The 23956-nt window shown below is 73.0% G+C and carries 22 protein-coding genes and 2 pseudogenes; 18 read left to right on the top strand and 6 right to left on the bottom strand.

All coding sequences use genetic code 11. From position 1 onward, the window contains the following. Both KIF24_RS11145 and KIF24_RS11140 read right to left on the bottom strand, forming a co-directional pair. Positions 1–216: an MbtH family protein gene (locus KIF24_RS11145; protein WP_331461084.1), complete on the bottom strand. Its 216-nt coding sequence runs from the start codon at positions 214–216 to the stop codon at positions 1–3. Between the two features lie 49 nt (positions 217–265). Further along, a complete protein-coding gene (locus KIF24_RS11140; protein WP_221083977.1) occupies positions 266–1486 on the bottom strand; it encodes a class-II aminoacyl-tRNA synthetase family protein in 1221 nt (406 codons plus the stop codon). 155 nt (positions 1487–1641) lie between these two features. Here KIF24_RS11140 and KIF24_RS11135 point away from each other — a divergent pair, with 155 nt between their 5' ends. From KIF24_RS11135 to KIF24_RS11120, 4 genes are read left to right on the top strand one after another with little or no spacing between them, the layout of a single operon-like run. Next, positions 1642–2760: a phosphopantetheine-binding protein gene (locus KIF24_RS11135; RefSeq protein WP_221083976.1), complete on the top strand. Its 1119-nt coding sequence runs from the start codon at positions 1642–1644 to the stop codon at positions 2758–2760. A gap of 19 nt (positions 2761–2779) precedes the next feature. Beyond that, a complete protein-coding gene (locus KIF24_RS11130; RefSeq protein ID WP_221083975.1) occupies positions 2780–3532 on the top strand; it encodes a thioesterase II family protein in 753 nt (250 codons plus the stop codon). Further along, on the top strand, positions 3529–4170 hold the full coding sequence (locus tag KIF24_RS11125; RefSeq protein WP_221083974.1) for a hypothetical protein: 642 nt from the start codon (positions 3529–3531) through the stop codon (positions 4168–4170). Before KIF24_RS11130 ends, KIF24_RS11125 begins: the two co-directional genes overlap by 4 nt. Further along, entirely contained in the window at positions 4158–5660 is a 1503-nt protein-coding gene (locus KIF24_RS11120) for an amino acid adenylation domain-containing protein (protein WP_221083973.1), read from the top strand. Before KIF24_RS11125 ends, KIF24_RS11120 begins: the two co-directional genes overlap by 13 nt. A gap of 79 nt (positions 5661–5739) precedes the next feature. Here the strand turns inward: KIF24_RS11120 and KIF24_RS11115 are convergent, their stop codons facing one another. Beyond that, a complete protein-coding gene (locus KIF24_RS11115) occupies positions 5740–7008 on the bottom strand; it encodes a helix-turn-helix domain-containing protein (protein WP_221083972.1) in 1269 nt (422 codons plus the stop codon). 219 nt (positions 7009–7227) lie between these two features. On the opposite strand from KIF24_RS11115, the gene KIF24_RS34410 reads away from it, so the two are divergent. Further along, positions 7228–9159, top strand: coding sequence for an ABC transporter ATP-binding protein (locus tag KIF24_RS34410; RefSeq protein WP_221083971.1), 1932 nt, complete (start codon positions 7228–7230; stop codon positions 9157–9159). Between the two features lie 20 nt (positions 9160–9179). Beyond that, on the top strand, positions 9180–10970 hold the full coding sequence (locus KIF24_RS11105; RefSeq protein WP_221083970.1) for an ABC transporter ATP-binding protein: 1791 nt from the start codon (positions 9180–9182) through the stop codon (positions 10968–10970). A 127-nt stretch (positions 10971–11097) separates the two neighbouring features. Here the strand turns inward: KIF24_RS11105 and KIF24_RS33900 are convergent, their stop codons facing one another. After that, complete coding sequence (locus KIF24_RS33900; RefSeq protein ID WP_269440687.1) at positions 11098–11829, bottom strand: condensation domain-containing protein; 732 nt, start codon at positions 11827–11829, stop codon at positions 11098–11100. A gap of 77 nt (positions 11830–11906) precedes the next feature. After that, positions 11907–12485: pseudogene (locus KIF24_RS35025) on the bottom strand (condensation domain-containing protein); the annotation flags it as partial. A 281-nt stretch (positions 12486–12766) separates the two neighbouring features. Between KIF24_RS35025 and sbnA the strand changes: the two are divergent. The 12 genes and pseudogenes from sbnA (at position 12767) to acpS (ending at position 22908) form a co-directional block, all read left to right on the top strand. Further along, positions 12767–13762: a 2,3-diaminopropionate biosynthesis protein SbnA gene (gene sbnA / locus KIF24_RS11090; RefSeq protein ID WP_221083968.1), complete on the top strand. Its 996-nt coding sequence runs from the start codon at positions 12767–12769 to the stop codon at positions 13760–13762. 6 nt (positions 13763–13768) lie between these two features. Then, positions 13769–14773 carry a 2,3-diaminopropionate biosynthesis protein SbnB gene (gene sbnB / locus KIF24_RS11085; RefSeq protein WP_221083967.1) on the top strand — a complete coding sequence of 335 codons (1005 nt, stop codon included), beginning with the start codon at positions 13769–13771 and terminating at the stop codon, positions 14771–14773. Positions 14774–14812: 39 nt separating this feature from the next. Then, the gene (locus KIF24_RS11080) at positions 14813–15784 is read left to right on the top strand and encodes an ornithine carbamoyltransferase (RefSeq protein ID WP_221083966.1); all 972 of its coding nucleotides are present in this window, start codon (positions 14813–14815) and stop codon (positions 15782–15784) included. Continuing rightward, complete coding sequence (locus KIF24_RS34405; protein WP_221083965.1) at positions 15771–16796, top strand: 3-oxoacyl-ACP synthase III family protein; 1026 nt, start codon at positions 15771–15773, stop codon at positions 16794–16796. The genes KIF24_RS11080 and KIF24_RS34405 overlap by 14 nt, the downstream gene beginning before the upstream one ends. A gap of 1 nt (position 16797) precedes the next feature. Then, entirely contained in the window at positions 16798–18165 is a 1368-nt protein-coding gene (locus KIF24_RS11070) for a preATP grasp domain-containing protein (protein ID WP_221083964.1), read from the top strand. Then, complete coding sequence (locus tag KIF24_RS11065) at positions 18162–19448, top strand: type III PLP-dependent enzyme (RefSeq protein WP_331461083.1); 1287 nt, start codon at positions 18162–18164, stop codon at positions 19446–19448. Before KIF24_RS11070 ends, KIF24_RS11065 begins: the two co-directional genes overlap by 4 nt. A 53-nt stretch (positions 19449–19501) precedes the next feature. Further along, positions 19502–19777: an acyl carrier protein gene (locus tag KIF24_RS11060; protein WP_221083963.1), complete on the top strand. Its 276-nt coding sequence runs from the start codon at positions 19502–19504 to the stop codon at positions 19775–19777. Between the two features lie 2 nt (positions 19778–19779). Next, on the top strand, positions 19780–20895 hold the full coding sequence (locus tag KIF24_RS11055) for a hypothetical protein (protein WP_221083962.1): 1116 nt from the start codon (positions 19780–19782) through the stop codon (positions 20893–20895). A gap of 21 nt (positions 20896–20916) precedes the next feature. Further along, positions 20917–21315 carry an acyl-CoA dehydrogenase family protein gene (locus KIF24_RS11050; protein ID WP_269440686.1) on the top strand — a complete coding sequence of 133 codons (399 nt, stop codon included), beginning with the start codon at positions 20917–20919 and terminating at the stop codon, positions 21313–21315. 140 nt (positions 21316–21455) lie between these two features. Then, a pseudogene (locus tag KIF24_RS35020) lies at positions 21456–21971 on the top strand (acyl-CoA dehydrogenase family protein); the annotation flags it as partial. Between the two features lie 68 nt (positions 21972–22039). Continuing rightward, the gene (locus KIF24_RS35015; RefSeq protein ID WP_407939993.1) at positions 22040–22486 is read left to right on the top strand and encodes an acyl-CoA dehydrogenase family protein; all 447 of its coding nucleotides are present in this window, start codon (positions 22040–22042) and stop codon (positions 22484–22486) included. After that, positions 22483–22908, top strand: coding sequence for a holo-ACP synthase (acpS, locus tag KIF24_RS11040; protein ID WP_221083959.1), 426 nt, complete (start codon positions 22483–22485; stop codon positions 22906–22908). The genes KIF24_RS35015 and acpS overlap by 4 nt, the downstream gene beginning before the upstream one ends. A 45-nt stretch (positions 22909–22953) precedes the next feature. Here acpS and KIF24_RS11035 read toward each other — a convergent pair whose 3' ends face one another. Then, complete coding sequence (locus tag KIF24_RS11035) at positions 22954–23934, bottom strand: TauD/TfdA family dioxygenase (RefSeq protein ID WP_230415484.1); 981 nt, start codon at positions 23932–23934, stop codon at positions 22954–22956. Positions 23935–23956: the final 22 nt, after the last annotated feature.

The raw sequence follows: 23956 nt of genomic DNA, 5'->3' as shown, positions 1-23956 counted from the left end.
CTACGACCCGTCGGCGCGGAGGCTCGCCGCGCGGACGCTCAACGGGCGCAGGTCGGTCCAGACCTCGGCGATGCGGGCGAGGCAGTCCGCCTTGGTGCCGACGGTGCCCTCGCCCCGCCAGCCCTCCGGCGGCTCGCGATGAGCGGGCCATATCGAGTACTGCTCCTCGTGGTTGACGACAACCTGGTAGGTGTCGCCCACGACGACGCTGCTCACCAGAGCTCTCCTTCCGCCAAGGCCGCTGGGGACGGGTCGGGCGCGGCCATCAGCGCACCGGGGACTGTTCGCCGGCGCGCTCGGCACGGTGCCACTCGCGCACCGCCGCCGGCCAGTTGTCGGGATCGGGGCCGTGCTGGCAGAGCAGCGCGTAGACCAGGCGTTCCAGGCCGAACCCCGCGCAGCCGCTGACCAGGGGGACCCCGTCGGGCCGGGTGATGTCGAACCCACGGCCGAAGAAGTCGCCGTGGAAGTTGAACGAGCCCACGGCGACGTCCCGGTCCGGCCCCAACCGCAGCCGCAGCTCGTACTTGAGTTCGAGCTGCCGCTGCGACCAGGCACGGGCCGCACGGTCGGCGCCGATGAAGAACGGGTCGCTGGCGACCTCGCAGTGCCCGTCCAGCCCCAGTTCGTCGACGAGCGCGAAGATCAGCTCCATCAGCCGCTCGCGGGCGTCCAGGACCGCGCCACGGCCACCGAAGAACACGGTCTCCCGGATGGTGAAGTCCCAGAGCCGCTCCAGGGTCGTGGCGTACCGCGACTCGTACCGGAACGACTTGCCGCGGGAGGTCACCACGTGCACCCCGTCGGCCGGCAGAACCCGGCCGCGGTACTGGGCGAAGGTGTGGTAACACATCGTCGGCGGCAGGCAGTAGTCCACGTTGGAGCACCGCCGCAACGCCGCCTCGCCGTCCAGCGCGCCAGCGGCATCGTAGGAGCGCTGGAAGTCGCGGTACACGTCCAGGTCCTCGTGCAGCCGGGTCACGAACATCAGGTGCTGGGGGAAGGCGCCCGGATAGCCGGCCGCGTCGAGCACCCGGGTGGGGATCAGCGTCGGATACCGGTACTCGGTCGCCGCGAACGTCTCGACCACGAGATCCCGCAGGCGCCGGTCCAGCGCCGCCAGCAGCGAGATCAGGGGCTCACCGACCGCGATCTGCCCCTCGCCGGCCTCGCTGACCACCCCCGCGGCCAGCAGCGGCGCGTACACCTCATGGGTCGCGCGCAGGTTGGCCGACCGCCAGACCACCTTGGTCGGCTGCTCCGGTTGGCTGCCCAGGTCGTTCTCGACCATGGTGTTGAGCTTCGCCGACAGCGCCTCCCGGTCCAGCGCCGCCGTGCTGAACAACCGGACCGCGCGGACCGTCCCGTCGTCGACGACGAGTCGGAACGACTCGATCTGCGCGGACACGTAGAACATCCGCCGCTCGAGTTCCGCGACGCGGGCCTGTGGCACCGGCGTACGCAGAACGACCTCAGTCTCGATCATCGTCCCTCCTGGATGCCCAGTAACGCACGCCCGACCTGCGGTTGACAGGCAACGGCGACGGCAACTCCGGCCACCGGACTTGCCGGCGAACTGCCTGGTACCGCCGCCGGCCGCCGAAGAGGATCGGGGGGCCACGCAAGGGCGGGAGGTGGGGGATGACCGCGGTCGACGCACCCGGCTCCCGGCTGGGCGAGACACTGCTCACCTGCCGGGCGATCGAGGAGACGGTCTGCGACGTCTGGCGCGGTGTCCTGGACACCGAGGTCGCCCCGCACGACGACTTCTTCGATCTGGGCGGCGACTCGCTCTCCATCATCGACACCGTGGACGAGCTACGCAGGCGCGGCATCGCCGTGCGTACCTCGGTGGCGTTGCGCAACCCGACCCCGGCCCGGCTGGCGGAGAGCCTGACCGTGGGCAACGAGCGCGCCCCGGCACCGGGCCGGGCCGTGTTCCCGGAACTCCTCGCCGGCGCCGACGCCGTATCCCGCTGGCGGGCCCCGTCCTGGGCCGAGGTGCGCTGCCGCCCGACCGCGATCGGGACGGGCGGTGCCGCCCCGCCGCTGTTCCTGCTGCACTCGGAGAGCCATGCCCGACGGGAACGCGAGGCGGCCGCGGCGTGGGCGCCCGACCGGCCGGTGACGGGTCTCGCGGCGCCGGGCGTGCGCGACCCGCTCCCGCCGGACGCCGGGCTCGCCAACCTCGTCGAGCGCTACCTCGACGCGCTGCTGGCCGCCGCGCCGCACGGGCCCTACCTGCTGGCCGGTTTCGGACACCGCGCGGTGCTCGCCTACGAGGTGGCCCGGACGCTGCGCCGCGGTGGCCACGAGGTCGCGCTGCTGGCGATGATCCTGCCCCCCGCGCCCGGACCGGCAGCCGGCCGCCCGACCCGCGTCGAGGAGCTGCTCGACCTGCGGTGCACGGCGCTGGCCCGCCGCTTCGCGCTCTCCGGCCGGGAGGACGCCGGTCAGGTGCTGGCCCGGCTGCGCGAGGCCGGCTGGTACGACGACGAGCTGTCACCGGCCGACGTGGCCCGGGCGCAGCTCGCCTGGGCCGAGTTCGCCGGCGAGGTCCACGGCCACCAGCCCGGCGGCTACGACGGTCCGGCGGTGCTCTGCGTCGACGGGCCGGATGCCCGGGCCGTCGCCGACGCCTGGGGTGCCCTCGTCGCCGATGCCCGGGTCCACCTCTTCCAGTACGGCGTCGAGTCGCCCGCCGGGATCCTCGCCGACGCCCGGCTCGGCGCCATCCTCCACCAGGAACTGGCCCGTTGAGGAGACAGGAGCTGGCCCGTTGACTTCCGGTCCCGCGCCCACCCGGTGGCTCGCCCGTCCCCGAAAGGTGGCCGATCCCCGGCTCCGGTTGATCTGCGTACCCCACATCGGCGCCGGTGGGGCGGCCTTCAACTCCTGGGTGGAACGGCTGCCGGCCGACGTCGAGCTCTGTGCCGTCCGGTTTCCCGGCCGCGAGAACCGGCTCGGCGAGCCACTTGTCGACGATCTGGGCGCCCTGGTCGACGGACTGCTGCCGGCGCTGGCGCCGCTGCTGGACCGCCCGTTCGTGCTGCTGGGCCACTGCTCCGGCAGCGTCATCGCCTTCGAGTTGGCGCGGCGGCTACGCGCCGGCGGCGGCGCCACGCCCGCCATGCTTGTCGTCTCGTCGTCCGAGGCGCCGCGGCTGCGACCCCCCAGCGAACTGCACCTGTTGGGCCGGGAGGAGCTGCTGCGGCGCGTCGTCGAGTTCGGCGGGATGCCCAAGGAGGTGCTCGACGATCCCGACCTGCTGCCGTTGCTCGAACGGATCTTCCGGGCCGACTACCGGGTGGTCGAGCGGGTGCGGTACGAGCCGGCGCCCCCGCTGGACGTGCCGATCACCGTCATCGGTGGCCGCCGCGACGGGTTCGTGCGGGCCGCCGACATGGCGGCCTGGTCGGCGGAGACGACGCGGGATTTCGCGTTCCACCTGATCGACGCCGAACACTTCATCCTGCGCGAGGCGGGCGAGCTGGTCGGCACCCTGGTCCGGAACCTGATGGGACAGACATGACCACGACTTCCTCCACCGATACCGAGGCGGGGCGGGGCACCGTCGCCGACGTCGCGCGGGTCAGGGTGGCGTACGCCGACCTGGTGGCCGCGCTGCGGGCGCGCACCGACGACGCGCCGATACCCGCGGTGCTGCTCGCCGCCCACGTCAAGGTCCTCGGTATGCTGGCCGAGGAGCGTCTGTGCCACGTCGACCTGCTGTTGGCGGCCGGCGAGCGGATGCCGCGCCGGATCGAGATCGAGCTGACCGACCCGACCTGGCGAGGGCTGGTCGACCGGGTGTGGCGGGCGGCGCACGCCGCCGCCACGGTGGCCCCGGACACCGGACCGGCCGACGGCGCCGACCCGCTCTTCATCGGCCCGGACGCCGCCGGGTCACCGGCCGACCCGCCCGCCCGGCACGGCCCGCGGGTCGAGGTCCGCGACGGCCACCTGCTGCTGCGCGCGGCGTCGGGCGCGACCTCGCCGGCCCGGCTGGACCGGCTGGCGTCGCTGTACCGGGCCGTACTCACCGCGATGGCCGCGGGGCCCGACGACCCCGCCGCGCCTGCCTGCCGCCCGAACAACGGCGCGCACTCCTCGACGACTGGGCCGCCGGCCCCCGCGTCGAGCGGGACGGTCCGAGCGTGGTGGAGCTGATCCAGGCCCAGGCGGAGCGGAATCCGCAGGCCACCGCCGTGCGGCTGGGTAACACGTCGCTGACCTACCGGGAGTTGGAGCGGCGGTCCAACCAGATCGCCCACCACCTCATCGGCCTCGGCGCCGGGCAGGACATCCCGGTGGGTGTGTGCCTGCGCCGGGGCGCCGACCTGCTTCCGGTGCTGCTCGGCATCTGGAAGTCGGGGGCCGGGTACGTCCCGCTCGACCCGGACCACCCGGTGGAGCGGCTGCGCCACATGATCGGCACGTCCGGCTGCCGGCTGGTGATCAGCCGAACCGGCCACCTGCCCGCGCTGGAGCCCACCCCGGGATGCCGGTTCCTGCTGTTGGACCGGGAACGCGCGGACGTGGACGGGGCGCCGGCCACCCCACCGGCGACCCGGATCGAACCCAGCCACCTGGCGTACGTCATCTACACGTCGGGCTCGACCGGTGCGCCCAAAGGCGTGCTGGTCCAGCACGGCGGGCTGCGCAACTATCTGCTGTGGACCGTGCAGGCGTACGCGGCCCGCGGTCACGGGGGCGCGCCGTTCTTCGCCTCCCTCGCCTTCGACCTCGGCATCCCGAGCCTCTACACACCGCTGCTGACCGGGCAGCCGGTCCACCTCCTGCCCGATCCGCTGCCCGCCGCCGACCTCGGGGACGCGCTGGCCGCCGGCGCGCCGTACAGCTTCGTCAAGCTGACTCCCGGGCAGCTCAACCTGCTCAGCTTCGACCTCGACCCGGAGCAGGCCCACGGATTGGCGGGCATCGTGATCGCCGCGGGTGACGCGTTCCCCACCGCGCTGGCCCGGCGCTGGCGCGACCTCGCGGGCCCCGGTGGGACGCCGGTCGCGACCGAGTACGGACCCACCGAGATCACGATCGGCAACTCTGGACAGCCGATCACCGACGACCCCGGCACCGAGCTGGTCCCGCTCGGCCTGCCCATCCCCAACACCACCATGTACGTCCTGACCGACCAGTTGGAACCGACACCGGTCGGCGTGGCCGGCGAGATCCACATCGGCGGGCTCGGCGTCGCCCGGGGCTACCTCGGCGACCCCGCGTTGACCGCCGACCGGTTCCGGCCCGATCCGTTCGGTGCCCCCGGTGCCCGCCTCTACCGCAGCGGCGACCTCGGCCGCTGGCTGCCCGACGGCACGCTGGAGTTCCTGGGCCGCGTCGACCACCAGGTCAAGATCCGCGGGTACCGCGTCGAGCTCGGGGAGATCCGTGCGGTCCTGCGGGACGATCCCCAGGTCCGCGACGCGGTGGTCCTCGCCACGGGCACGCCGTCGCGCCCACGCGGACTCGCCGCGTTCGTCATCGCCGCCACCGGTCAGCCGATGGACGTCGACCGGCTCCGCGCCGGCCTGGCCGCCCGGCTGCCCGACCACATGATCCCCGCGGACTTCGTCGCCGTCGACGAGATCCCGCTGACCGCCAACGGAAAGGTCGACACCAGGACGCTGCTCACCCTGCTCTGACGGTGCCCGGATCCGCGGTGGACACCGGCCGCGGTGAACCGGACCGGTGCCGGGCCGATCCCGGCGGTCGGGCGGACGGTCAGGCGGCCACCGGGGAGGCGTCGAGGTCGGCCCGGACGACCTCACCGACGTAGGGCATCAGACGGTACCGGTAGCCGTGGTCGCGGCAGGCGGTGACGAGACCATGGTCGACCACGTCGGAGAAGTGGCACAACACGCTCTCCAGGTCCGCGCCGGCCGCCTCGCCGGCCGCCTCCAGCACCTGTTCGTACGTGAACTCGGTGGCGGGCAGGCCGGCGATGTGCCGCAGCAGCCAACGGTGGCCGTCCGAGAGCAGGTCGATACTCCACCGGATGCTGTCGGCCATCGACCGCTGGTGCGGAGACAGCGAATGGTCGCTGGTGCACAGCATGCGCAGGGCCGGTCCGGCCGCCAGCAGCGACCGGATGGGAATGGTCCGCAGGCGTTCCGCGGCGAACTCCAACGCCCGGGGAATGCCCTCCAGCCGTCGGCACAGTTCCACCACGTGCGGCAGGTCCCGGGCCAGGTCGGCGGTGCCCGGCAGGCCCGTGCTCGCCCGGCGCAGGACGAGTTCGACGGCGGGCGCGAGCGAGCCGCCCTCCTGGTGCGCCGGCTCCACCGGCAACGGCCGGATCTCCCGGCTCACCCCCCACCGGTCGGTGACCGGCCGGCGTGAGGTGATGAGGATGTGCGCCCGGGGGTACGTGTTGAGCAGTTCCTTGCCGGCTGCGGCGACGGCGGACGGCAGGTGCTCGGCGTTGTCGAGGAGGATCAGCAGGGCGGCGTTGACGCCGGGGGCACCGCCCACCGTTCGCTGGTCGCCGCGGGTCGATTCCGGATCGATGAGCCGGGTGACGCGGTCCAGGATCACCGCCGTGGGCGGTGGTGCCGCCGGCTCCTCCGCCGGGATGTCACCCAGCTCGACGACCAGGACCCCGTGCCGGAACGTCGAGGCGATCTCGGCCGCCACGCCCAGCGCGATCCGGGTCTTGCCCACTCCCCCGGGCCCCAGCACGGCCGTCAGGCGGCTGGCCAGCACGGTCCGCGCCAGCTCGTGCAGCTCGGCGCGCATGCCCACGATGGGATGCCTCGGCGGGGGCAGCCCGCGCCACTGGTCCGGGGCAGCCGGGACACCACGGGGGTCCTCGGTCACCTCGCCGGCGTCGAGCGCGCGCAGTATCAGGTTGACCGACGACCGACGGGGGTCGACCGATCCCAGCTCGACGTTGCGGATCGTCCGTACGCTGAGCCCGCACCGCTCAGCGAGTTCCTCTTGCGTCCAACCACGCAGCCTGCGCAGCAGTGCAACATTGTTTCCCAGGCCCATATCTCCCCGCTCAACGCCGAAAGCGTGCGGCTTTCCTTATTGCGCCGCGAGCGCGACAGTCACCCCAACATCACCCGAGATACTCGACCGTTGAGTCCTCGATCAGGTGCCAAGCGGAGGTTAGCAGGCAGCTTTCCTGGGACAAAGGGAAGTGACGGCGGTCAAAATGATCGGTGACCCGTCTTGACCCTTCGCGGCAGTCCCCGATATTCAACTGGCGTGACATTTCTCCGCCCGCCGGCAGCCGTCATCGGACTCCTGGCGCTGCTGCGGCTGCTGCCGAGGGTGAGCCGTCCCAAGGCGGTGCTCGGCGTACTCGGTGTCCTGCTCGCATCCGTACTGCCGGTCGCGGTCGGCGTCGCCACCGGCATCCTCATCGGCGCCATCCCGGACGCGGTACGCGGCGGCGCGGACTCCCCGCAACAGCGGACGCTGGTCGCGCTGCTGGCGGTGGTCGGCGCCCTGGTGATGCTGGAACGGATCGTCTCGCCGCTGCTGCGCACGCTGGCCGAGACGCTCGGTCGCCAGGTCGACCGCTACCTGCAGGAGCGGATGATGGCCGCGGTCGGCCGGCCGGCCACCATCGCGCACCTGGAGGACTCCGAGGTGCTGGCCCGGCTGCGCGTGGTCCGCGGTCTCGGCACGTCCGATTCGGACCGCCCCGGCCTCGCCGTCGAGGCACTGGCCGCGGTGCTCCCGTCCTGGCTGCGCGCGCTCGGCGCAGCCGCCGTGCTGCTGGCGTTCCACCCGGCCGTGGGTCTGCTGTGGCTGGTGGTCTGGCCGGTCGTCGTCCACGTCATGCAACGCGAGTACCTCCGCGTCGGTCAGGTCGGCTTCGGGCAGAGCGACGCCCTGCGGCGCGCCGAGTACCTGCGCGACCTCGCCATCACCGCCCCGGCCGCGAAGGAGATCCGGATCTGGGGGATGCTGGACTGGCTGCTCGGGTGTTACCGGTCCATCTGGCGCTCGGCGATCGAGCCGATCTGGCGGCAGCGGCGGCCCCGCCTCGGCGCGGTCCTCGGCACCACCGGCACCATCGTGGCGGTCAACGCCCTCTCCTACGGTCTGCTGGTCTGGGCCGCGATCCGGGGGGATCTGGGCCTGGCCGCCCTCGCGGTCTACACCCAGGCCCTGAGCATGGCCAACAGCTACACCGCGTTCGACAGTCACAACGCGATCCTGTCGTTCGCCGCGGTCACCGTGCCCAAGGTGCTCGATCTGGACGACCGTCTCGGCGCCACACCCGACCCGGCCGAGGGCGCAGGCGACCCGGCCGAGGGCACGAGCGACCCGGCCCGGGGACGAACGCTGCCGGCGGAGTTCCCCGCCGCGGAGATCCGCGTCCGCGGGGTCCGGTTCCGCTACCCGGGCGCCGCCCAGGACGCGGTGCGCGATCTCGATCTCACCATCGCCGCGGGCCGGTCGCTCGCCGTCGTCGGCGAGAACGGCGCCGGCAAGACGTCGCTGGTCAAGCTCCTCTGCGGGCTGTACCGGCCCACGGCGGGCACGATCAGCGCGGACGGCCACGACCTGGCCGACCTCGGGCCGGCGGCGTGGCGCAGCCGGGTCTCCGTGCTCTTCCAGGACTTCACCCGGTACCACCTCAGCGCCGGGGACAACATCGGGATGGGCGCGCCCGAGTCGGCCGCCGATCACGGCCGGCTGCGGGCCGCCGCCGAACGGGCGGGAGCGCTGCCGCTGATCGAAGGGCTTCCGCAGGGGTGGGACACCATCCTGTCGCCGGAGTACTCCGGCGGCGTCGACCTGTCCGGCGGGCAGTGGCAGCGGATCGCCATGGCGCGGGCCTTCTTCGCGGTCGAGGCCGGCGCCCGCGTGCTGATCCTGGACGAGCCGACCGCCGCGCTGGACGTGCGGGCCGAGGCCGAACTCTACGAACGCTTCCTCGAACTCACCGCCGGACTGACCACGATCCTGGTCTCGCACCGGTTCTCGACCGTACGCCGGGCGGACCGCATCATCGTGATCGAGCAGGGCGCGGTCGTCGAGGACGGCAGCCACGCCGAACTGGTGGCCCTGGACGGGCGGTACGCGACCATGTTCCGGCTGCAGGCCGCCCGGTTCGTCGAGGACGTGGCACCACCGGACGAGCGCCCGGGTGCGCTCACCGCCTCCGGGAGCGAGCATGCGTGACACCGGATCAGGGAGCGAAGATGCGTGAGACATTCCGGGCGTACGTGTCCCTGATGGGCATCGGGTTCCGCGCCGCTCCCTGGCACGCCACCGGCCAGCTCCTCACCGGCGTGGTGTTCGCGGTCGCGGTGCCGATCGCCGCCTGGAGCGTCAAACTGATCGTCGACGCCGCGATCGCCGGCGACCTGGAGCGCGGCCTCCTGGCGGCCGGCCTGCTGGCGCTGATCTCCGGCGGTGCCTTGACCTGCGTCTTCTACTACGTGGACTGCCTGTTCACGGTGATGGAACGGGCCGGCGCGCTGGCCAGCCAGCGGCTGATGACGCTGATGGGCGGCACCGACGGGCTGGCGCACCACGAGCGGCCCGAATACCTGGACCAGGCGCACCGGGTCCGCGAGGAGCAGGGCCGGCTGTCCGGCATGGTGAACGCGACGGCCGGTCTGCTGCGGGTCGGCGCGGCCCTGGGCGTCAGCGCGGTGCTGCTCCTGATGGTCCATCCGCTGCTCCTGCTGCTGCCGGTGCTGTCGATGCTCTCCTTCTGGCTGGGCAAGATCAGCCGCGATCTCAAGGTGGCCGCCCAGGAGGCCACCAGCGAGCCGGAACGCCTCCGCCGGCACCTGTTCGAGCTGGGCACCTCCGCCGCGGCCGGCAAGGAGCTGCGCGTGTTCGACCTCGTCGACGTCGTCCGCACCCGCCATCACCGCAGCGCGGCGGCCGTACTGCGGCAACGCAACCACGCGGACTGGCGCGGCGCCGGCCTGCAGACCGTCGACGGCGTGGTCTCCGCCCTGGGGTACGTCGGTGCGATCGGGCTGGTGCTGATCCTCGCGACGAGCGGGCGCGCGACGCCCGGTGACGTGGCGCTGGTGGTCGGCGTGGCCGCGCAACTGACCGGCACGGTCGGGCTGGCGGTGCAGTACGGCACGGAGTTCCTGTTCGTCCTGGCGGTGGCGCGGCGGTTCCGGTGGCTGGCGGCGGAGGCCGCCCGGGCGCGCCGGCCGCTCACCGATCCCGCCCCGGTTCCGGAGACCCTGCGGAACGCCATCGAGCTGCGCGGGGTCAGCTTCGGGTACCCGCGGGCCGAGGGGGGCCGCGAGGTGCTCTCCGACATCTCGCTGCGGCTGCCCGCCGGCACGGTCGTCGCGCTCGTCGGCGACAACGGCGCCGGCAAGACCACACTGGTCAAGCTGTTGTGCGGCTTCTATTCGCCGGTTCGCGGCAGCATCTTGGTCGACGGCGTCGACGTCGCTCGTCTCCCTGGTGACCAGTGGCGGGCGCGGGTGTCGGCCGCGTTCCAGGACTTCGCGTCGTTCGAGTTCCTGGTGTCGGAGACGGTCGGGGTCGGCGACCTGCCCCGGATGCAGGAGACGGCCACGGTGCGGGCGGCGCTGGAGCGCGGCGGGGCGACCGGCGTGGTCACCGCGCTCCCCGCCGGGCTGCGCACCCAGTTGGGCGCCCGCTGGCCGGACGGCGCCGACCTGTCCGGCGGGCAGTGGCAGAAGTTGGCGCTGGCCCGCGGCCTGATGGACACCACTCCCCTGCTGGTCGTCTTCGACGAACCCACCGCGGCGCTCGACGCACACACCGAGCACGCCCTGTTCGAGCGATTCGCCGAGACCGCGCGCGCCGGTCGGGCCTCGGGTGCGGTCACCGTGCTCGTGTCGCACCGGTTCTCCACCGTGCGGATGGCGGACCTGATCGTGGTCCTGGACGGGGGACGGATCCGCGAGCAGGGCAGCCACCAGGAGCTCATCGCCGCGCGCGGCCTGTACGCCGAGCTGTACGGGCTCCAGTCGCGCGCCTACCGGTGAGCCGACGCTGACCCGGACCGGACGGCGGGTGTGCGACCGTCCGGTCCGGACGGTTGCGCACGGCGGTGGACGGTGGGGCATCCCCGGCGGCCGGGACCAACCCGGCGGGGGTGCGCCGCGGGTGGCGTCAGCGGTCGATCTCGGCCAGCCTCGGCGGGAGCGTCCCGTCTGCGGCGGCGCGGAGCAGCCCGAGGTAGCCGTCGGCCAGGCGGCCGGCCGTGTCGGCGGTGAACAGCGAGGTGTTGTACTTGAGTTTCAGCTCGGCGCGCCCGGCCGGAGCGTGCCGGAGCACCTGCAGCGTCAGGTCGAACTGACCGAGTTGCTGCGGCACGTCGAACTGCGACACGGTGAGGCCGGCCCGTTCGACGCGGTGGCCCGGCACGACGATGCCGAAGAAGGGGTCTGCGGGATCGTCGGCGCCCATCACGAACAACGTCGAGATCAGCCCGGCCCGGCTGGGGTCGCGTCGGGCGTCGACGAGCCGGGGCATCAGGGCGAACGGGTAGTCGCGATGGATCAGTCCCGGCCACAGTCGTTCGCTGGTGCGGCGCAGCAGCGCGGGGAAGGAGCCGTCCGGCTCGACCCGGGCCCGCAGCAGCAGGGTGTTGACGAAGTAGCCCACGGCGTCCCGGAACGTCCGGCCGGGCCGGACCGACACGTTGTAACCGACGATGAAGTCGGTGTCGCCACTCGCCGTGTGCAGCAGCAGTTGGAACACCGACAGCAGATAGGCGAAGGGGGTGACGTTCTCCGCCGCACAGGCCGCCTCGACCCGCGCCAGCAGGTCCGCCGGCAGCGCGACACCGACCTCGGCGCCGACGAAGCGGTACACCGCGGGTCTCGGCAGGTCGGCCGGCAGGCCGGTGGCCTCCCCACGCCGGTCAGCTCGCGGCGCCAGTACGCGCGGGCCGACGCCGCGCGGGTCGAGCCGAGGAACCCCCGCTCCCGCCGCACGAACCGGTCGAAATCCGCGCCGGTGTCCACCACGGGGCGTTCGGCTCCCGCGGTGAGAGCCGCGTACTGGTCGAGGATCTCGCGGATGACCAGCAGTTGGGAGGCGTTGTCCAGCGCGATGTGGTGCCCGGCCATCAGCAGCAGGTCGGGGCCGGCGGCACCGCGGCGCAGCAGCGCGACCCGGACCGGTGGTTGCCGGTCGAGCTGGAACGGCCGCTGCGCCCAGTCCCGCGCGAAATCCCGCACCGCGTGGTCGTCGGTGGCCAGCTCGTGCACCTCCAGCGCCGGCCGCACCGCCCCGGCACCGCCCGGAAAGCGCCGGACCTCGCCGGCAACGGCCCGGAAGACCGCGTTGAGTACGCTGTTGCCGGCCGTCGTGCGGGCGACCGCCGATCCGAGCGTCGCGACGTCGACCGGGAAGTGCAGATTCAGCGCCCCGGACACGTTGTAGGCGCTGCTCTCCGGCGCCAGTTGGTAGAGAAACCACAGCGCTTCCTGCCCGACGCTCAGGTCGCGGCCGTCCGTCGCGGCGACGGCACTGCCCGCCGATGAAGGACGCATGCCGGTCTCACACCCCCACGTCGGCTACGGATCCGCACCCAGTAGGACACGCCCGGGCGTCGCGCACCAGGCATCCGGGCGGCAATTCCACTGCCCCGCAGCTACCGGTCCGCCGCCGCGTCGACCGGCGAAGCTGCCGCCTTCTTGCCTGTTGCGGCAGGTCGGCCCCGCCTATTCTGGCGTTCGTCGATCGGAAAACGAAGATCGCCGGACGGGACCGCCGGCGGAGATCGTCCATGTGTCGTGCGGCCTTGAATCGACATTGATCGGGGTTGACATCGGTGATATTTGAGCACACGTACGAGATAATCCTGGACGATGTCTTCCTGCACCTCACCGGCGTGGCGGAGCACCTCGACCTCTATCTCAAGATAGAGGGCCTCAATCCGGCTGGGTCGATAAAGCTGAAGACGGCCCTGAACATGGTGACCGACGCCGAGCAACGGGGAATTCTGCGGCCCGACGGCCGGCTGGTCGAATCGTCCTCCGGCAGTCTGGGCGTGGCGCTCGCGATGGTGTCGGCCGAGAAGGGCTACCACTTCCTCTGCGTCACCGACCCGAACACGTCCCCGCAGTGCGTGGCGGTGATGCGCGCGCTGGGAGCCGACGTCGTCGGGGTGGACTGGCTGGACGCCAGCGGCGGCTACCTCGGCAGCCGCATCTCCTACATCGAGCAGCTTCTCACCGAGGACCCGGACCTGGTGTGGCTGAACCAGTACGCGAACCCGGCGAACTGGTTCGTGCACGACCGGTGCACGGCCGCCGCGATCACGGCCGAACTCTCCGACATCGACTTCCTGTTCGTCGGCACCGGCACCTCCGGCACGCTGATGGGGTGCGTCAGCCACTTCCGCACCGCCTCGCCGGGCACCCGGATCGTGGCCGTGGACGCGGTCGGGTCCGTCAACTTCGGGTCTCCAGCGGCGCGTCGGTACATTCCCGGGATCGGCGCCAGCCGCCGGCCGGAGATCTTCCGGCCGGAGGTCGTGGACGAGGTGGTCCTGGTGGCCGAGGCGGACACCGTCCGGGCCTGCCGCTGGCTCGCGCGCCGGCACGGGCTGTTCGCCGGCGGCTCGACCGGCTCGGTCGTCTCGGCGATCCTGCAACGCGCGCCCGACCTACCGGCCGGCTCGCGCGTCGTGGGCATCTCCCCCGACCTCGGCGACCGATACGTGCGGACGATCTACGACGACGACTGGGTGACCGAGCGGTTCGGCGCGGCCTGCCTGGTACCGGCCACCGACGACCAGCCGCGGTTGTCACCGCTGAGGAGCTGAGCCGCCGTGTTCCCCTTCCACCTGATGGGCGGCAAGGACATCCGGGCCGTCGTGGAACAGTCGCGGCCGGAACTCGTCGACCGGGTACGCGAGACCTACCTGGCGCATCATCGCGGCGAGACGGTGAACCCGAACAGCTACTTCCTGCGCTTCCCGGAGAAGCCGAACGCGCGGATCATCGCCCTGCCGGCGTTTCTGCGCGGCGATCCGGGCGTGGCGGGCATCAAGTGGATCGCCAGCTTCCCCGACAACATCACCCGCAACATCCCGCGCGCCTCGGCCGTGCTGGTGCTCAACGACTTCGCGACCGGATATCCCTTCGCCTGTCTCGAGGCGGCGCAGATCAGTGCCGCCCGGACGGCGGCCTCGGCCGCCCTGGCCGCGGAGCGGATCCACGGCTCCCGCACGGCGGCCCGGGTCGCGGTGATCGGCGCGGGAATCATCGCCCGCAACATCCTGGAGTTCCTGGCATCGCTGCGCTGGTCGATCGGGCGGGTCACGGTCCACGACACCGTCGCGGGCTACGCCCGGCGGTACGCCGACCACACCGAGTCCCTGGGCTACCCGGCATCGGTGGCCGACGACCTGACCGATGCCGTGACCGGCGCCGACATCGTCCTGTTGGCCACGACCGCCACCGAGCCGTACCTCCTCGACCCGGGGACCTTCGTCGCGGGGCAGACCGTCCTGAACATCTCCCTGCGCGACCTCGGACCGGACGTCATCGCCGCCGCGCACAACATCGTCGACGACGTGGACCACTGCCTCACCGCCGGCACCTCGGCCCACCTGGCAGAGCAGAAGTTCGGCCACCGCGACTTCATCGACGCGACCCTGGCCCAACTCCTGCTCGACGAGGTGGCGCTGGGCCGGGACAAACCCCACGTCTTCTCGCCGTTCGGGCTCGGCGTCCTCGATCTCGCCGTGGGCCTGGAGATCTTCACCGCCGGTCGCGGCTCCGGCCGCGTCACGGCGGTGCCGGAATTCTTCGCGGAGGTCGAGCGATGGTAGGGATCCCGTGGCACGCCAACCCGAAAGGTGGGATGCCGGATGGCGAACGACGGTAGCACCCGGCACCTGATCTCCCTGGACGACCTGGACGACGGGACGCTGCGGGACATCGTCGAGCGCGGCGCCGCGCACGCGCGGCGGGCCGGCGGGCCGGCCAGCACCGCGAGCAGCCGACCTGCGGGCACCCCCGGCGCCACGCTCGCCGGAACGGTCGTGGGGATCTACTTCCGCCGGACCTCGACGCGCACCCGCACCGCGTTCACCTCCGGCGCGCTCCGGCTCGGCGCCGGGGTCATCGCGTACGGGCCGGGTGACCTCCAACTCAACACCGGCGAGAGCAGCGACGACACCGGGCGGGTGCTGTCCGGGATGCTGGACGTGCTGGTGGCGCGCACCGCCGACGACCCGACCGAGATGCGGGTCTGGGCCCGGCAGCACCGGATGGCGGTCGTCAACGCCATGAGCGCCGACGAGCACCCCACCCAGGCCCTGGCCGACCTGACCACCCTCACGCTGCGGTTCGGCTCCGTCGACGGCCTGCGCGTGCTGTACGTCGGCGAGGGCAACAACACCGCGTCGGCACTCACCCGAGGGCTCAGCCGCTACCCGGGGGTCCACCTGGAGCTGCGTACCCCGCCGGGGTACGGCCTCGCGCCCGAGGTCCACCGGCGCGCGGCGGCCACGGCGGCCCGGGGTGCCGTCGTGCGCGAGCGCCACGACCTGGCCGAGCTGCCGAAAGACGTCGACGTCGTCTACACCACCCGCTGGCAGACCACCGGGACCAGCAAGCCCGACGCCGACTGGCGCGAGGTGTTCGCACCGTTCCAGGTGACGGCGGAGGTGATGGCGCTCGCCCCGAGGGCCGTGTTCATGCACGACCTGCCCGCCCACCGGGGCGAGGAGGTCAGCGCCGAGGTGCTCGACGGACCGACCGCCATCGCCTTCGACCAGGCCGAGAACAAGATGTACAGCGCCATGGCGGTGCTGGAGTGGTGTCGTGGCACCTACTGACGACGCCGCGACGACGCGCCGCACGGTCGCACCGCCGCGCGGGCCGGCCCTCCCGCCCGGCGTCCCGGCCGCCGGGCTGCACCTGCGTGCCGTGGTGCCGTTCGTGCCCGGCGAGTCCATCGCGGTCGCCGACCTGGGCGACCGCATCGGGCTTCCCGACGGCGAGGTCGTCCTCTTCACCCGGTTCCTGGGACTCGACCGGGTGGCATCCGCCGGTGCGCTGACCACGCTGGACATGCTGCTCGCCAGCGGTGAGCGGGCACTGGCCGGAGTCGACCGGTCCCGGGTCCGCTACCTCGTCCACGGGCACACCACGGCGCACGTCGCGCCGGCGGGGCTGCGCCCGGTCGATCTGCTGCGCCAGCAGCTGGGCCTGGATCGGGCGCGCGCCTTCGCGATGTCCCATCTGGACTGCGTGACCGGCCTGTTCGCCCTGCGGGTCGTGGAGTGCCTGCTGCGGGCGGAGCCGGCGGACGCCACGGCGCTCGTCCTGGTCGGCGAGAAGGTGCTGTCCCGGGTGACCCGACACCTGCCCGGGACCACCCTGCTCGGCGACGCCTCGGCCGCCGCCCTGGTGGGGCTGGGCGGCCCCGGCGACGCCTTGCTGGGGCTGGCCCGGCGCACCCTGGGCGGGTACCACCGGTCCCGCAACATGTCGGGCGAGCTGCGCCACCGCTACCACCGGATCTACGTGCCGACGCTGGCGGCGGTGATCCGCGACGCCCTCGACGACGCGGGCCGGTGCCTCGACGACGTCTCCCTGGTGCTGCCGCACAACGTCAACCGGTTCTCCTGGAACACCGCGGCGAAGGAACTCGGGCTTCCCATCGACCGCATCTATCTGGAAAATGTGCCGAAACTGGCGCACTGCTTCTGCGCTGACCCGTTCCTGAACCTGGCGACCGCCCGCGCCGAGGGCGCGGTCCGTCCCGGCGACACGCTGCTGCTGGTCTCCGCCGGTCAGAGCGGCACGTTCTGCGCGGTCGTCGTCCGCGCCGGAGAAGGAGGCTGACGTGGCCGGGGACGGCTTCACCACCAGGCTCAAGACAGCCCTCGTCGGTGACGCGGGCGCCCGCTTCGTCTATCTGAACAACTTCGAGGTCGAGCGGGCCTGGGCGCGGGGCGAGCCACGGCTGCCCGGCACCGGCCTGTCCTTCGCGCTGGCCACGGTGAACCGGATGGAGGAGGTGGGCGTCCTGCTCAGCGAGGAGGTCGACGCCGTCGTACTCAAGGCTCCGGTGGACCCCGGGTACGCGGCCTACCTGGAGTCGCTCGGTCTGGCGACGGGCACCCGGCTGGTCGTCGACCACAGCGAGCCGGATCGGTGCGTCACCGCCGACGCACTGGCCTCGCCGCGGTTGCTGGCCGATCTCGCCGCGCTGGCCGACGGCCGCACCTACCTGCTGCCGCTGGGGGTCTCGACCGACGAGGAACGGCTCGCCGAGGTGGTGGGCATCCCGTTGGCCACGCCGAGTGCGGCCATCTGCAAGCGGGTCAACGGAAAGATCTTCAGCCGGGAACTCGTCGACGCCGCGGGCCTGACCCCGGTGCCCGGCGCGGTGTGCCGCACCCTGGACGAGTTGGCGGCGGCGCTCGACACCCACCTCACCGGGGGGAACCGGGTCGTGGTCAAGGAGTCGCTCGGCGTCTCCGGCCGCGGCATGGTGGTGCTGGACAGCCCTCGTCGCGGCGAGCGGTTGCTCCGCATGCTGGCTCGTCGCGGCGGCACCGGCGCCGTCTCGGTGGTGGTGGAACGGTGGCTGGACAAGCAGGCCGACCTCAACTACCAGTTCATCCTCGGCCGCGACGGGCAGGTGCGGTTCGAGACCGTGAAGGCGGCCCTCACCGCCAACGGCGTGCACCGCGGCCACCTGTTCCCCCCACCGCTGCGGCCCGACCAGGTCACCCAACTGGAGGACGCCGCCCAGGTGATCGGCAAGGCGCTGGCCGGCGAGGGGTATTTCGGACTGGTCGGCGTCGACGCGATCCTGGCCGCGGACGGCACGCTCCACCCCTGCCTGGAGATCAACGCGAGATTCAACATGGCGACCTACCAGAACCGGGTCGCCGAGCGCTTCGTGACCGCCGGCCGGTACGCGCTCGCGACCGCCGTCGAACTGCGGCCCGGCCGGGCCCACGGCTTCGACGAGGTGCGCCGTGCCCTCGGCGGGCTGCTGTACCAGCCCGGCCACGCCACGCGCGAAACCGGCGCGCCCGGCGTACTGATCAACAACTTCGCCACGCTGAACGCCGCGCTCCTGGCCGGCCGGGAACCGTACGGGCGCGTCTACGCGATCTGCATCGGTGACGACGTCGACGACGTGCAGCGGCTGAGCGCGGCGGCGGAGTCGGCGTTGCAGAGGATGGTGGCGCAGCCGTGACCGCAGAGACCGACTGGACCGACATCGCCGAACGGTACGGCACCCCGACGTACGTCTACGACGGTGACCGGCTCGCGGCGAACCTGGCCGCGCTGCGGACGGTGCTGCATCACCGGCTGGAGGTCTTCTACTCGCTCAAGTCGAACCCGAACCGGGGGGTCTACGACGTCCTGCACACCGCCGGCGCCCGCGCCGAGGTCTCCTCCCTCGCCGAGCTGCGGACCGTCCTCGCGGCCGGCACCGACCCGGCGGACATCATCTTCCTGGGGCCGGGCAAGAGCCTCGCGGAGATCACCGCCTGCGTCGAGGCCGGCGTGTACGCGGTGGTCTGTGAGTCGCTGGCCGAACTCGCCGAGATCGACCGGGTGGCGGAGCGGTCCGGCGTACGGCAGCGCGTGCTGATTCGGGTCAATCCGGCCTTCTCGGTGGCCGGGTCACGGTTGACGATGGGCGGCAAGCCGCGCCAGTTCGGCATCGACGAAGCCACGGTGCTCGCGGCGGGCGCGGAACTGACCAGCTGGCGCCACGCCGACGTGGCGGGCATCCACGTGTACCTGGGCACCCGCATCCTCGACCCGCAGGTGGTGGTCAGCAACACCGGCTACGTGCTGGCGCTCGCCGAGCGCGTCGCGAGGGAGACCGGCATCCGCCTCGACGCGGTGGACATCGGCGGCGGCCTCGGCGTCGCCTACTTCGACGGCGAGGACGACCTCGACGACGCCGCGCTCGCCAAGGAACTCAACCCGATGCTGGACCGGTTCGCGGCGGCGCACCCGGACACGCGGCTCATCCTGGAGTCCGGGCGCTACCTGACCGCCCGTTGTGGCACCTACCTGATGCGCGTCCGCTACGTGAAGGAGTCGATGGGCGAGAAGTTCGCCGTCACCGACGGCGGTACGCACCACCACATGGCCGCGGTCGGGATCGGCTCGTTCGTCAAACGCAACTTTCCCGTCGAGCTGCTGTCCCGACCCACCGCCGGGCCCGGCGGTGGCGGCCCAGCCGGCCGATGGACCATCGCCGGGCCGCTGTGCACGCCGAACGACACCGTCGCCAAGGGAGTGCTGCTGCCCGATCTGGTGCCCGGGGACCTGCTCGGCGTCCGCCGCTCCGGAGCGTACGGACCGTCGGCGTCGCCGGGCCTGTTCCTCAGCCACGGCTACCCGGCCGAGGTGCTGCTGCTGCGCGGCCGGTCGTACCTGGTACGCAGCCGCGACACCGTCGACGACGTGCTGGCCAAGCAGTCGACCCATCCCGACCTGAGCCGTCCCGTCCCGGCCTGAGCCGCCGGCCGTGGCGCCGGGCAGGTATCGAGCAGTCACGAAGGAGTTCCCAGATGTCCGACATCGACGACGCCGAGATCCGTACCGCGCTGCGGAAGGCCCTCGGTGAGGTCCTGGACCGCGACCTTGCCGAGATCGACGACGGCACCCGGCTCTTCGGCGACCTGGGCCTCGACTCCACGAGCGTCATCGAACTGCTGATGGCGCTGGAGGACTCGGTGGGCGTGCAGGTCGATCCGGAGGAGCTGACCGCGGAGGTGTTCGACACCGTCGGCACGCTGACCACCTACGTCAGCACCTGCCTGGCAGCGCCCGAGCCGGCGAACTGACCATGCCGACGCCGACGCCGATGGGCGAGGTGCGCACGCCGCAGGCCGAGGCGCGGCGGGCCGGGCGGGCGGGCGGCCCGCTGCGGCTGGTCCGCCCGACGGTGCGCATCTTCGGGCGCCGCTGCCGGCCCGAGCCGACCGCGCAGGAACTGGAGTTCCTGACCGATTTCCTCGCCGAGTTCGGCATGGAGGTCGACCTGGAGCGGTACGCCGGCGGCGGCGGGAACTCGTTCACCGACATGTGTGCGGAACTGCTGGACGGCCTCGACGGGGCGCTGCCGCCGCTCGAGACCGTGCTGCTCGCCTTCCACGTACCCGACCTGAGGGTGATCGAGGTCGCGGGGAGCTACCTCGCCGGGCGCTGTTCCGGCGATCCGGCCGTCTTCTCGGTCGCCGGGCAGGGTGTCGGCGCGCCCTTCACCGCGCTGCGGATCCTCGACTGCATGCGACCTGCGGGCGACGCGGCCGGCGCCGTGTTGGTGCTGGACCAGTCGACGGTGCCGCACCCGGATCCCGACCCGGAGGGCGGACCGGTGCGCGACTGCGCGGTCCTGCTGTGCACGGACCCGGTGGACGCGGCGGGCCCGGCGGACGCGGTGACGCTGGACTTCCTGGACGAGCGGTGCGTCGCGGACCCGGCCGACCTCGCGGACGCGCTCGCCACCGGACCGCCCCCGCCCGGATCGTGGCGGGCCCGGCACTCGCCCGCCGACTCGATCCACGCACCCGCGCCCGGCACGACGTCATCGAGGGTCCGCCCGGGCACCTGTGCACCAGCGCCTGGGCAGCGCTCGCCGCCCACTGGCCGGGCGACCGGTACACCGTCGTCGCCGACTACGACCCGCACGCCCGGCGACTCTTCCAGGCCGGCCTTCGCCCCGGGACCGCGGCATGACCGGCGCCGGCCTGACCGGTTACCGGGACCTCGGCCGCGACCACGGGCTGGCCGTGGGGCTGGCCGCCGTACTCGACGGGCTCGATCCGGCGACCGTGGCGCCGCAGCGGCTCGCCGTGCTCCCGGCGGCCGACCTTCCCGCCGACGCCCAGGTGCTGCCCCATCTGCTCGCGGCCCGGGACGGTCTGGCCGTCGTCCGGTTCCCCGCGCCCACCGGCGGTGACCCGGCGCCCGGGGGACGGGACTGCGCGGCCGGCGCGCCCTCGCGCTTGCCGCGGTGCGGATCGGCGTGCTCACCAGCCTGCTGCACCTGGCGGTGGAGCGGCTGGCCGGGCGCACCTTCCGCGGGGTCCCCCTGATCGAGCAGCAGTTGGTCGTCGGCGCGGTCGCCGACGTGGTGACCGAGCTGGAGCTGTCCGCCGCGGCCCTCGACGACACCCGTGACGGTCACGACGGCGGTGACACGGCACCGCCGGTGGAGGTCGCGGCCTGCTGGCACGAACGCCTGACCGAGGCGGGATGGACCGTGGCCCGACTCCTCGGCGCCGAAGGGTACCTCGCCACCCATCCGGCCCGGAGCCTGTACGTCTCCACACTGGTCGCGGACGTCTGGGTGCCCCGGCCGACGGCGGCCGGAGCGTGACCGTGTTCGAGCTCGACGACCGGCTCCGCGCGCTGCGGGGCGCCAGCGCCGAACTCGCCCGGGAACTGCGTGGGCCGGCGCTGGCGGTCGACGCGGACCCGGACCAGCTGGGCCCTCACCTCGACCTCGCCGCCTACCGGATGATACGGCGGTCGGTGACCCCGCTGCGGTACACCGACGGCCCGCTGCGGGTGGGCCGCTTCCGCTACCCGCCCGGATCCTGCCTGGACCAGGCGGTGTGGGGAGTGGAGTTCGGGTACGGCGATGCCGGCATGGTCCTGGCCTGCCCCGGCCCCAGCCTTGCCGGCGTCCTCGTCGACGAACTGGCCGACGACGCGCAGCGGGACCGCTTCTACGGCACGTTGACCGACGGCGCCAGCTGGTCCTTCTTCGCCATGACCGAGCCGGGGCACGGCAGCGACGCCGGGGCGCTGGAAACCGCGCTGCGCCGCGAAACCACCGAGCACTACCGGCTGGACGGCACGAAACGGCACATCGGCAACGGCTCGCGGGGCCGCGTCGGCGTGGTCTTCGCCCGTACCGGCGACGGTCCGCTGGCCATCCGCGCCGCGCTCGTCACCGCCGGCGCGCCGGGCTGCCGCGCGGCGGCCCTCGACATGATCGGCCTGCGCGGCGCCGGCCTGGGCGAGATCCGGCTCGACGGCGTGCCGGTCGCGGCCGAGCTGCTGCTCGGTCGCCACCTCTCCGCCACCCGGCGGGGCCTGTGGGGCGCCGTGCGGGTGTTCAACACGATGCGGGTGCAGGTGGCCGCCCTCGCCGTCGGCACGGGCCTGGCGTTGGTGGACCTGGTGCGCGCCGAACGCCCGGCCGCGCCCGGCGCCACGGCGTTGGCCGCCCGGCTCGACGCCTGCCGAAGGATGGTCTACGCCGCGGCGGCCGTGGTGGACCGCGACCGCGCCGCCGGCCAGCTGTCGAGCCTGGCGAAGCTCACCGCCACCCGCTCGCGCGCGAGGCCAGCCGCTGGGCGGTCCGGTCGCTCGGTCCGGCGGCGCTGGTCGAGCACCCGCTGCTGGAAAAGTGGAGCCGTGACGTCTGCGCCTTCGAGTTCATGGAGGGCACGAGCGACATCCAGCGCCAGCACATCGTCAGGTCCTACCTGAAGGGCCGCGCCCGGCGCGGGGTCGCCACCGGGGCGAAGGAGGAGCCATGAGACTCGGGGTCGACCTGGTCGAGATCGCCCGGATCTCGCGGATCGCCGCCCACCCGGGCGGCCGGCGGCTCGTCTTCACCGCCGCCGAGTTGGCGCACGCCGACACCCTCGGCCAGCGGCGCGCCACCGAATACCTGGCCGGCCGGTTCGGCGCGAAGGAAGCGGTGGCGAAGGTGCTGGGTCGGGGCCTTGGCCAGGGCCTGGTGTGGCGCGACATCGAGGTGGTCGCCGACCGGTACGGGGCGCCGACGGTCACGCTGCGCGGCGGTGCCCGGGCAGTCGCCACCGCGGCCGGGATCGACCGTGTCGAGGTGTCCCTGAGCCACCAGGGCGGCCTGGTCGTCTGCGTGGCCGCCGCGCTACCCGGGGCGGCCGGCGCGAGCGCCGGCGACGACCCGGACCCCGGGTGGCGCTGCGGATGAACCGGCCGAGGCCGGTCTCGGGAATTCCCGGAGCCTCCGGGGGCCTCAGAACAGCACCGCGCCGTTGCCGGCACGGCGGCTCCGGGTACGGCGGTTGTCCAGATGCACGAAGACCCGGTGCAGCCACCGGTCGTTGCCGTCGTAGCGCGGCCGGAACGCGACCCGCCCGTGCACCACCAGCCGGTTGTCCAGGAAGACCATGTCGCCGGGGCGGAGCACCAGGTCGCACCGGACCTCCGTCAGCGCCTCGCGGAGTGCGGCCAGGGCCTGGTCGGCCTTGTCGTCCAGCGCGGAGGTGGCATGGAAGTCGACGCAGAGGTCCGGGTCCTCCTCGTTGCCGAGCAGCACCGGATGCGGTTCGGACTCGCTCGCCGACCGGAACGACGGCGGCGCGACGGTGACGAACCGCGCCTCGCGCAGGACCGTGCGGCTTCCCTCGTCGAGCAGCGGGAAGGCCCGACGCACGGAGGCCACCTGGGTCCCCACCCGGTCCTCGTGGGCGGGGCGGAGGCAGAGCAGCCCGACGTAGTGCGGCCGGTCGGGGTGGAACGCGTTCTCGGTGTGGAACTCCAGTTGTACCGAGCCGCCGTTGCTCTGCGACGTCGCCAGCGACGGCACCGGGACGACGTTCTGCACCAGCGCACCGTGCTTCTCCTCGCGGTACGCGATGACCTCGCCGAGTTGCAGCCCGATCAGCATGGCGACCGTGGCGGGGGTGGTGGCCTCCCGCTCGACCGACTCCGGCACGGTCGGGGTGGGCGGCAACGCCTCGGCCCCGATGGGCAGGTTGGTGATGGTCAGCCGGCCGTCGACGCCGGCGTCGTACCGGAAGCCCCGGATCGCCGCCAGCAGCCGGGGCGGCAGATGGCATCCGCCGAGTCGGGCCCTCGCCTGCCAGGCCGCCTCGTCGACGACCGCCGGCGCGGTACGCGCCAGGCGCGCCACCACGGCGGACAGCGCGGACCGCTCGTCCTCGGTGAGCGCCAGATCGCGGAGCTCAACGATTTCACTTGTGATGGGAGTCAATGCGATCCTCCATTCCCTCGGA

Source organism: Micromonospora tarapacensis (assembly GCF_019697375.1).
GTDB classification, from domain to species: domain Bacteria; phylum Actinomycetota; class Actinomycetes; order Mycobacteriales; family Micromonosporaceae; genus Micromonospora; species Micromonospora tarapacensis.
Note: the sequence above shows the minus strand (reverse complement) of the source record. Positions and strands in the feature narration are given on the sequence as shown.

Coding starts and splice junctions, on each gene's coding strand:
- KIF24_RS11140 (WP_221083977.1), bottom strand. CDS start 1,486: ATGATCGAGACTGAGGTCGTTCTGCGTACGCCGGTGCCACAGGCCCGC.
- KIF24_RS11135 (WP_221083976.1), top strand. CDS start 1,642: ATGACCGCGGTCGACGCACCCGGCTCCCGGCTGGGCGAGACACTGCTC.
- KIF24_RS11125 (WP_221083974.1), top strand. CDS start 3,529: ATGACCACGACTTCCTCCACCGATACCGAGGCGGGGCGGGGCACCGTC.
- KIF24_RS11115 (WP_221083972.1), bottom strand. CDS start 7,008: ATGGGCCTGGGAAACAATGTTGCACTGCTGCGCAGGCTGCGTGGTTGG.
- KIF24_RS11105 (WP_221083970.1), top strand. CDS start 9,180: ATGCGTGAGACATTCCGGGCGTACGTGTCCCTGATGGGCATCGGGTTC.
- KIF24_RS11080 (WP_221083966.1), top strand. CDS start 14,813: ATGGCGAACGACGGTAGCACCCGGCACCTGATCTCCCTGGACGACCTG.
- KIF24_RS11060 (WP_221083963.1), top strand. CDS start 19,502: ATGTCCGACATCGACGACGCCGAGATCCGTACCGCGCTGCGGAAGGCC.
- KIF24_RS11055 (WP_221083962.1), top strand. CDS start 19,780: ATGCCGACGCCGACGCCGATGGGCGAGGTGCGCACGCCGCAGGCCGAG.
- acpS (WP_221083959.1), top strand. CDS start 22,483: ATGAGACTCGGGGTCGACCTGGTCGAGATCGCCCGGATCTCGCGGATC.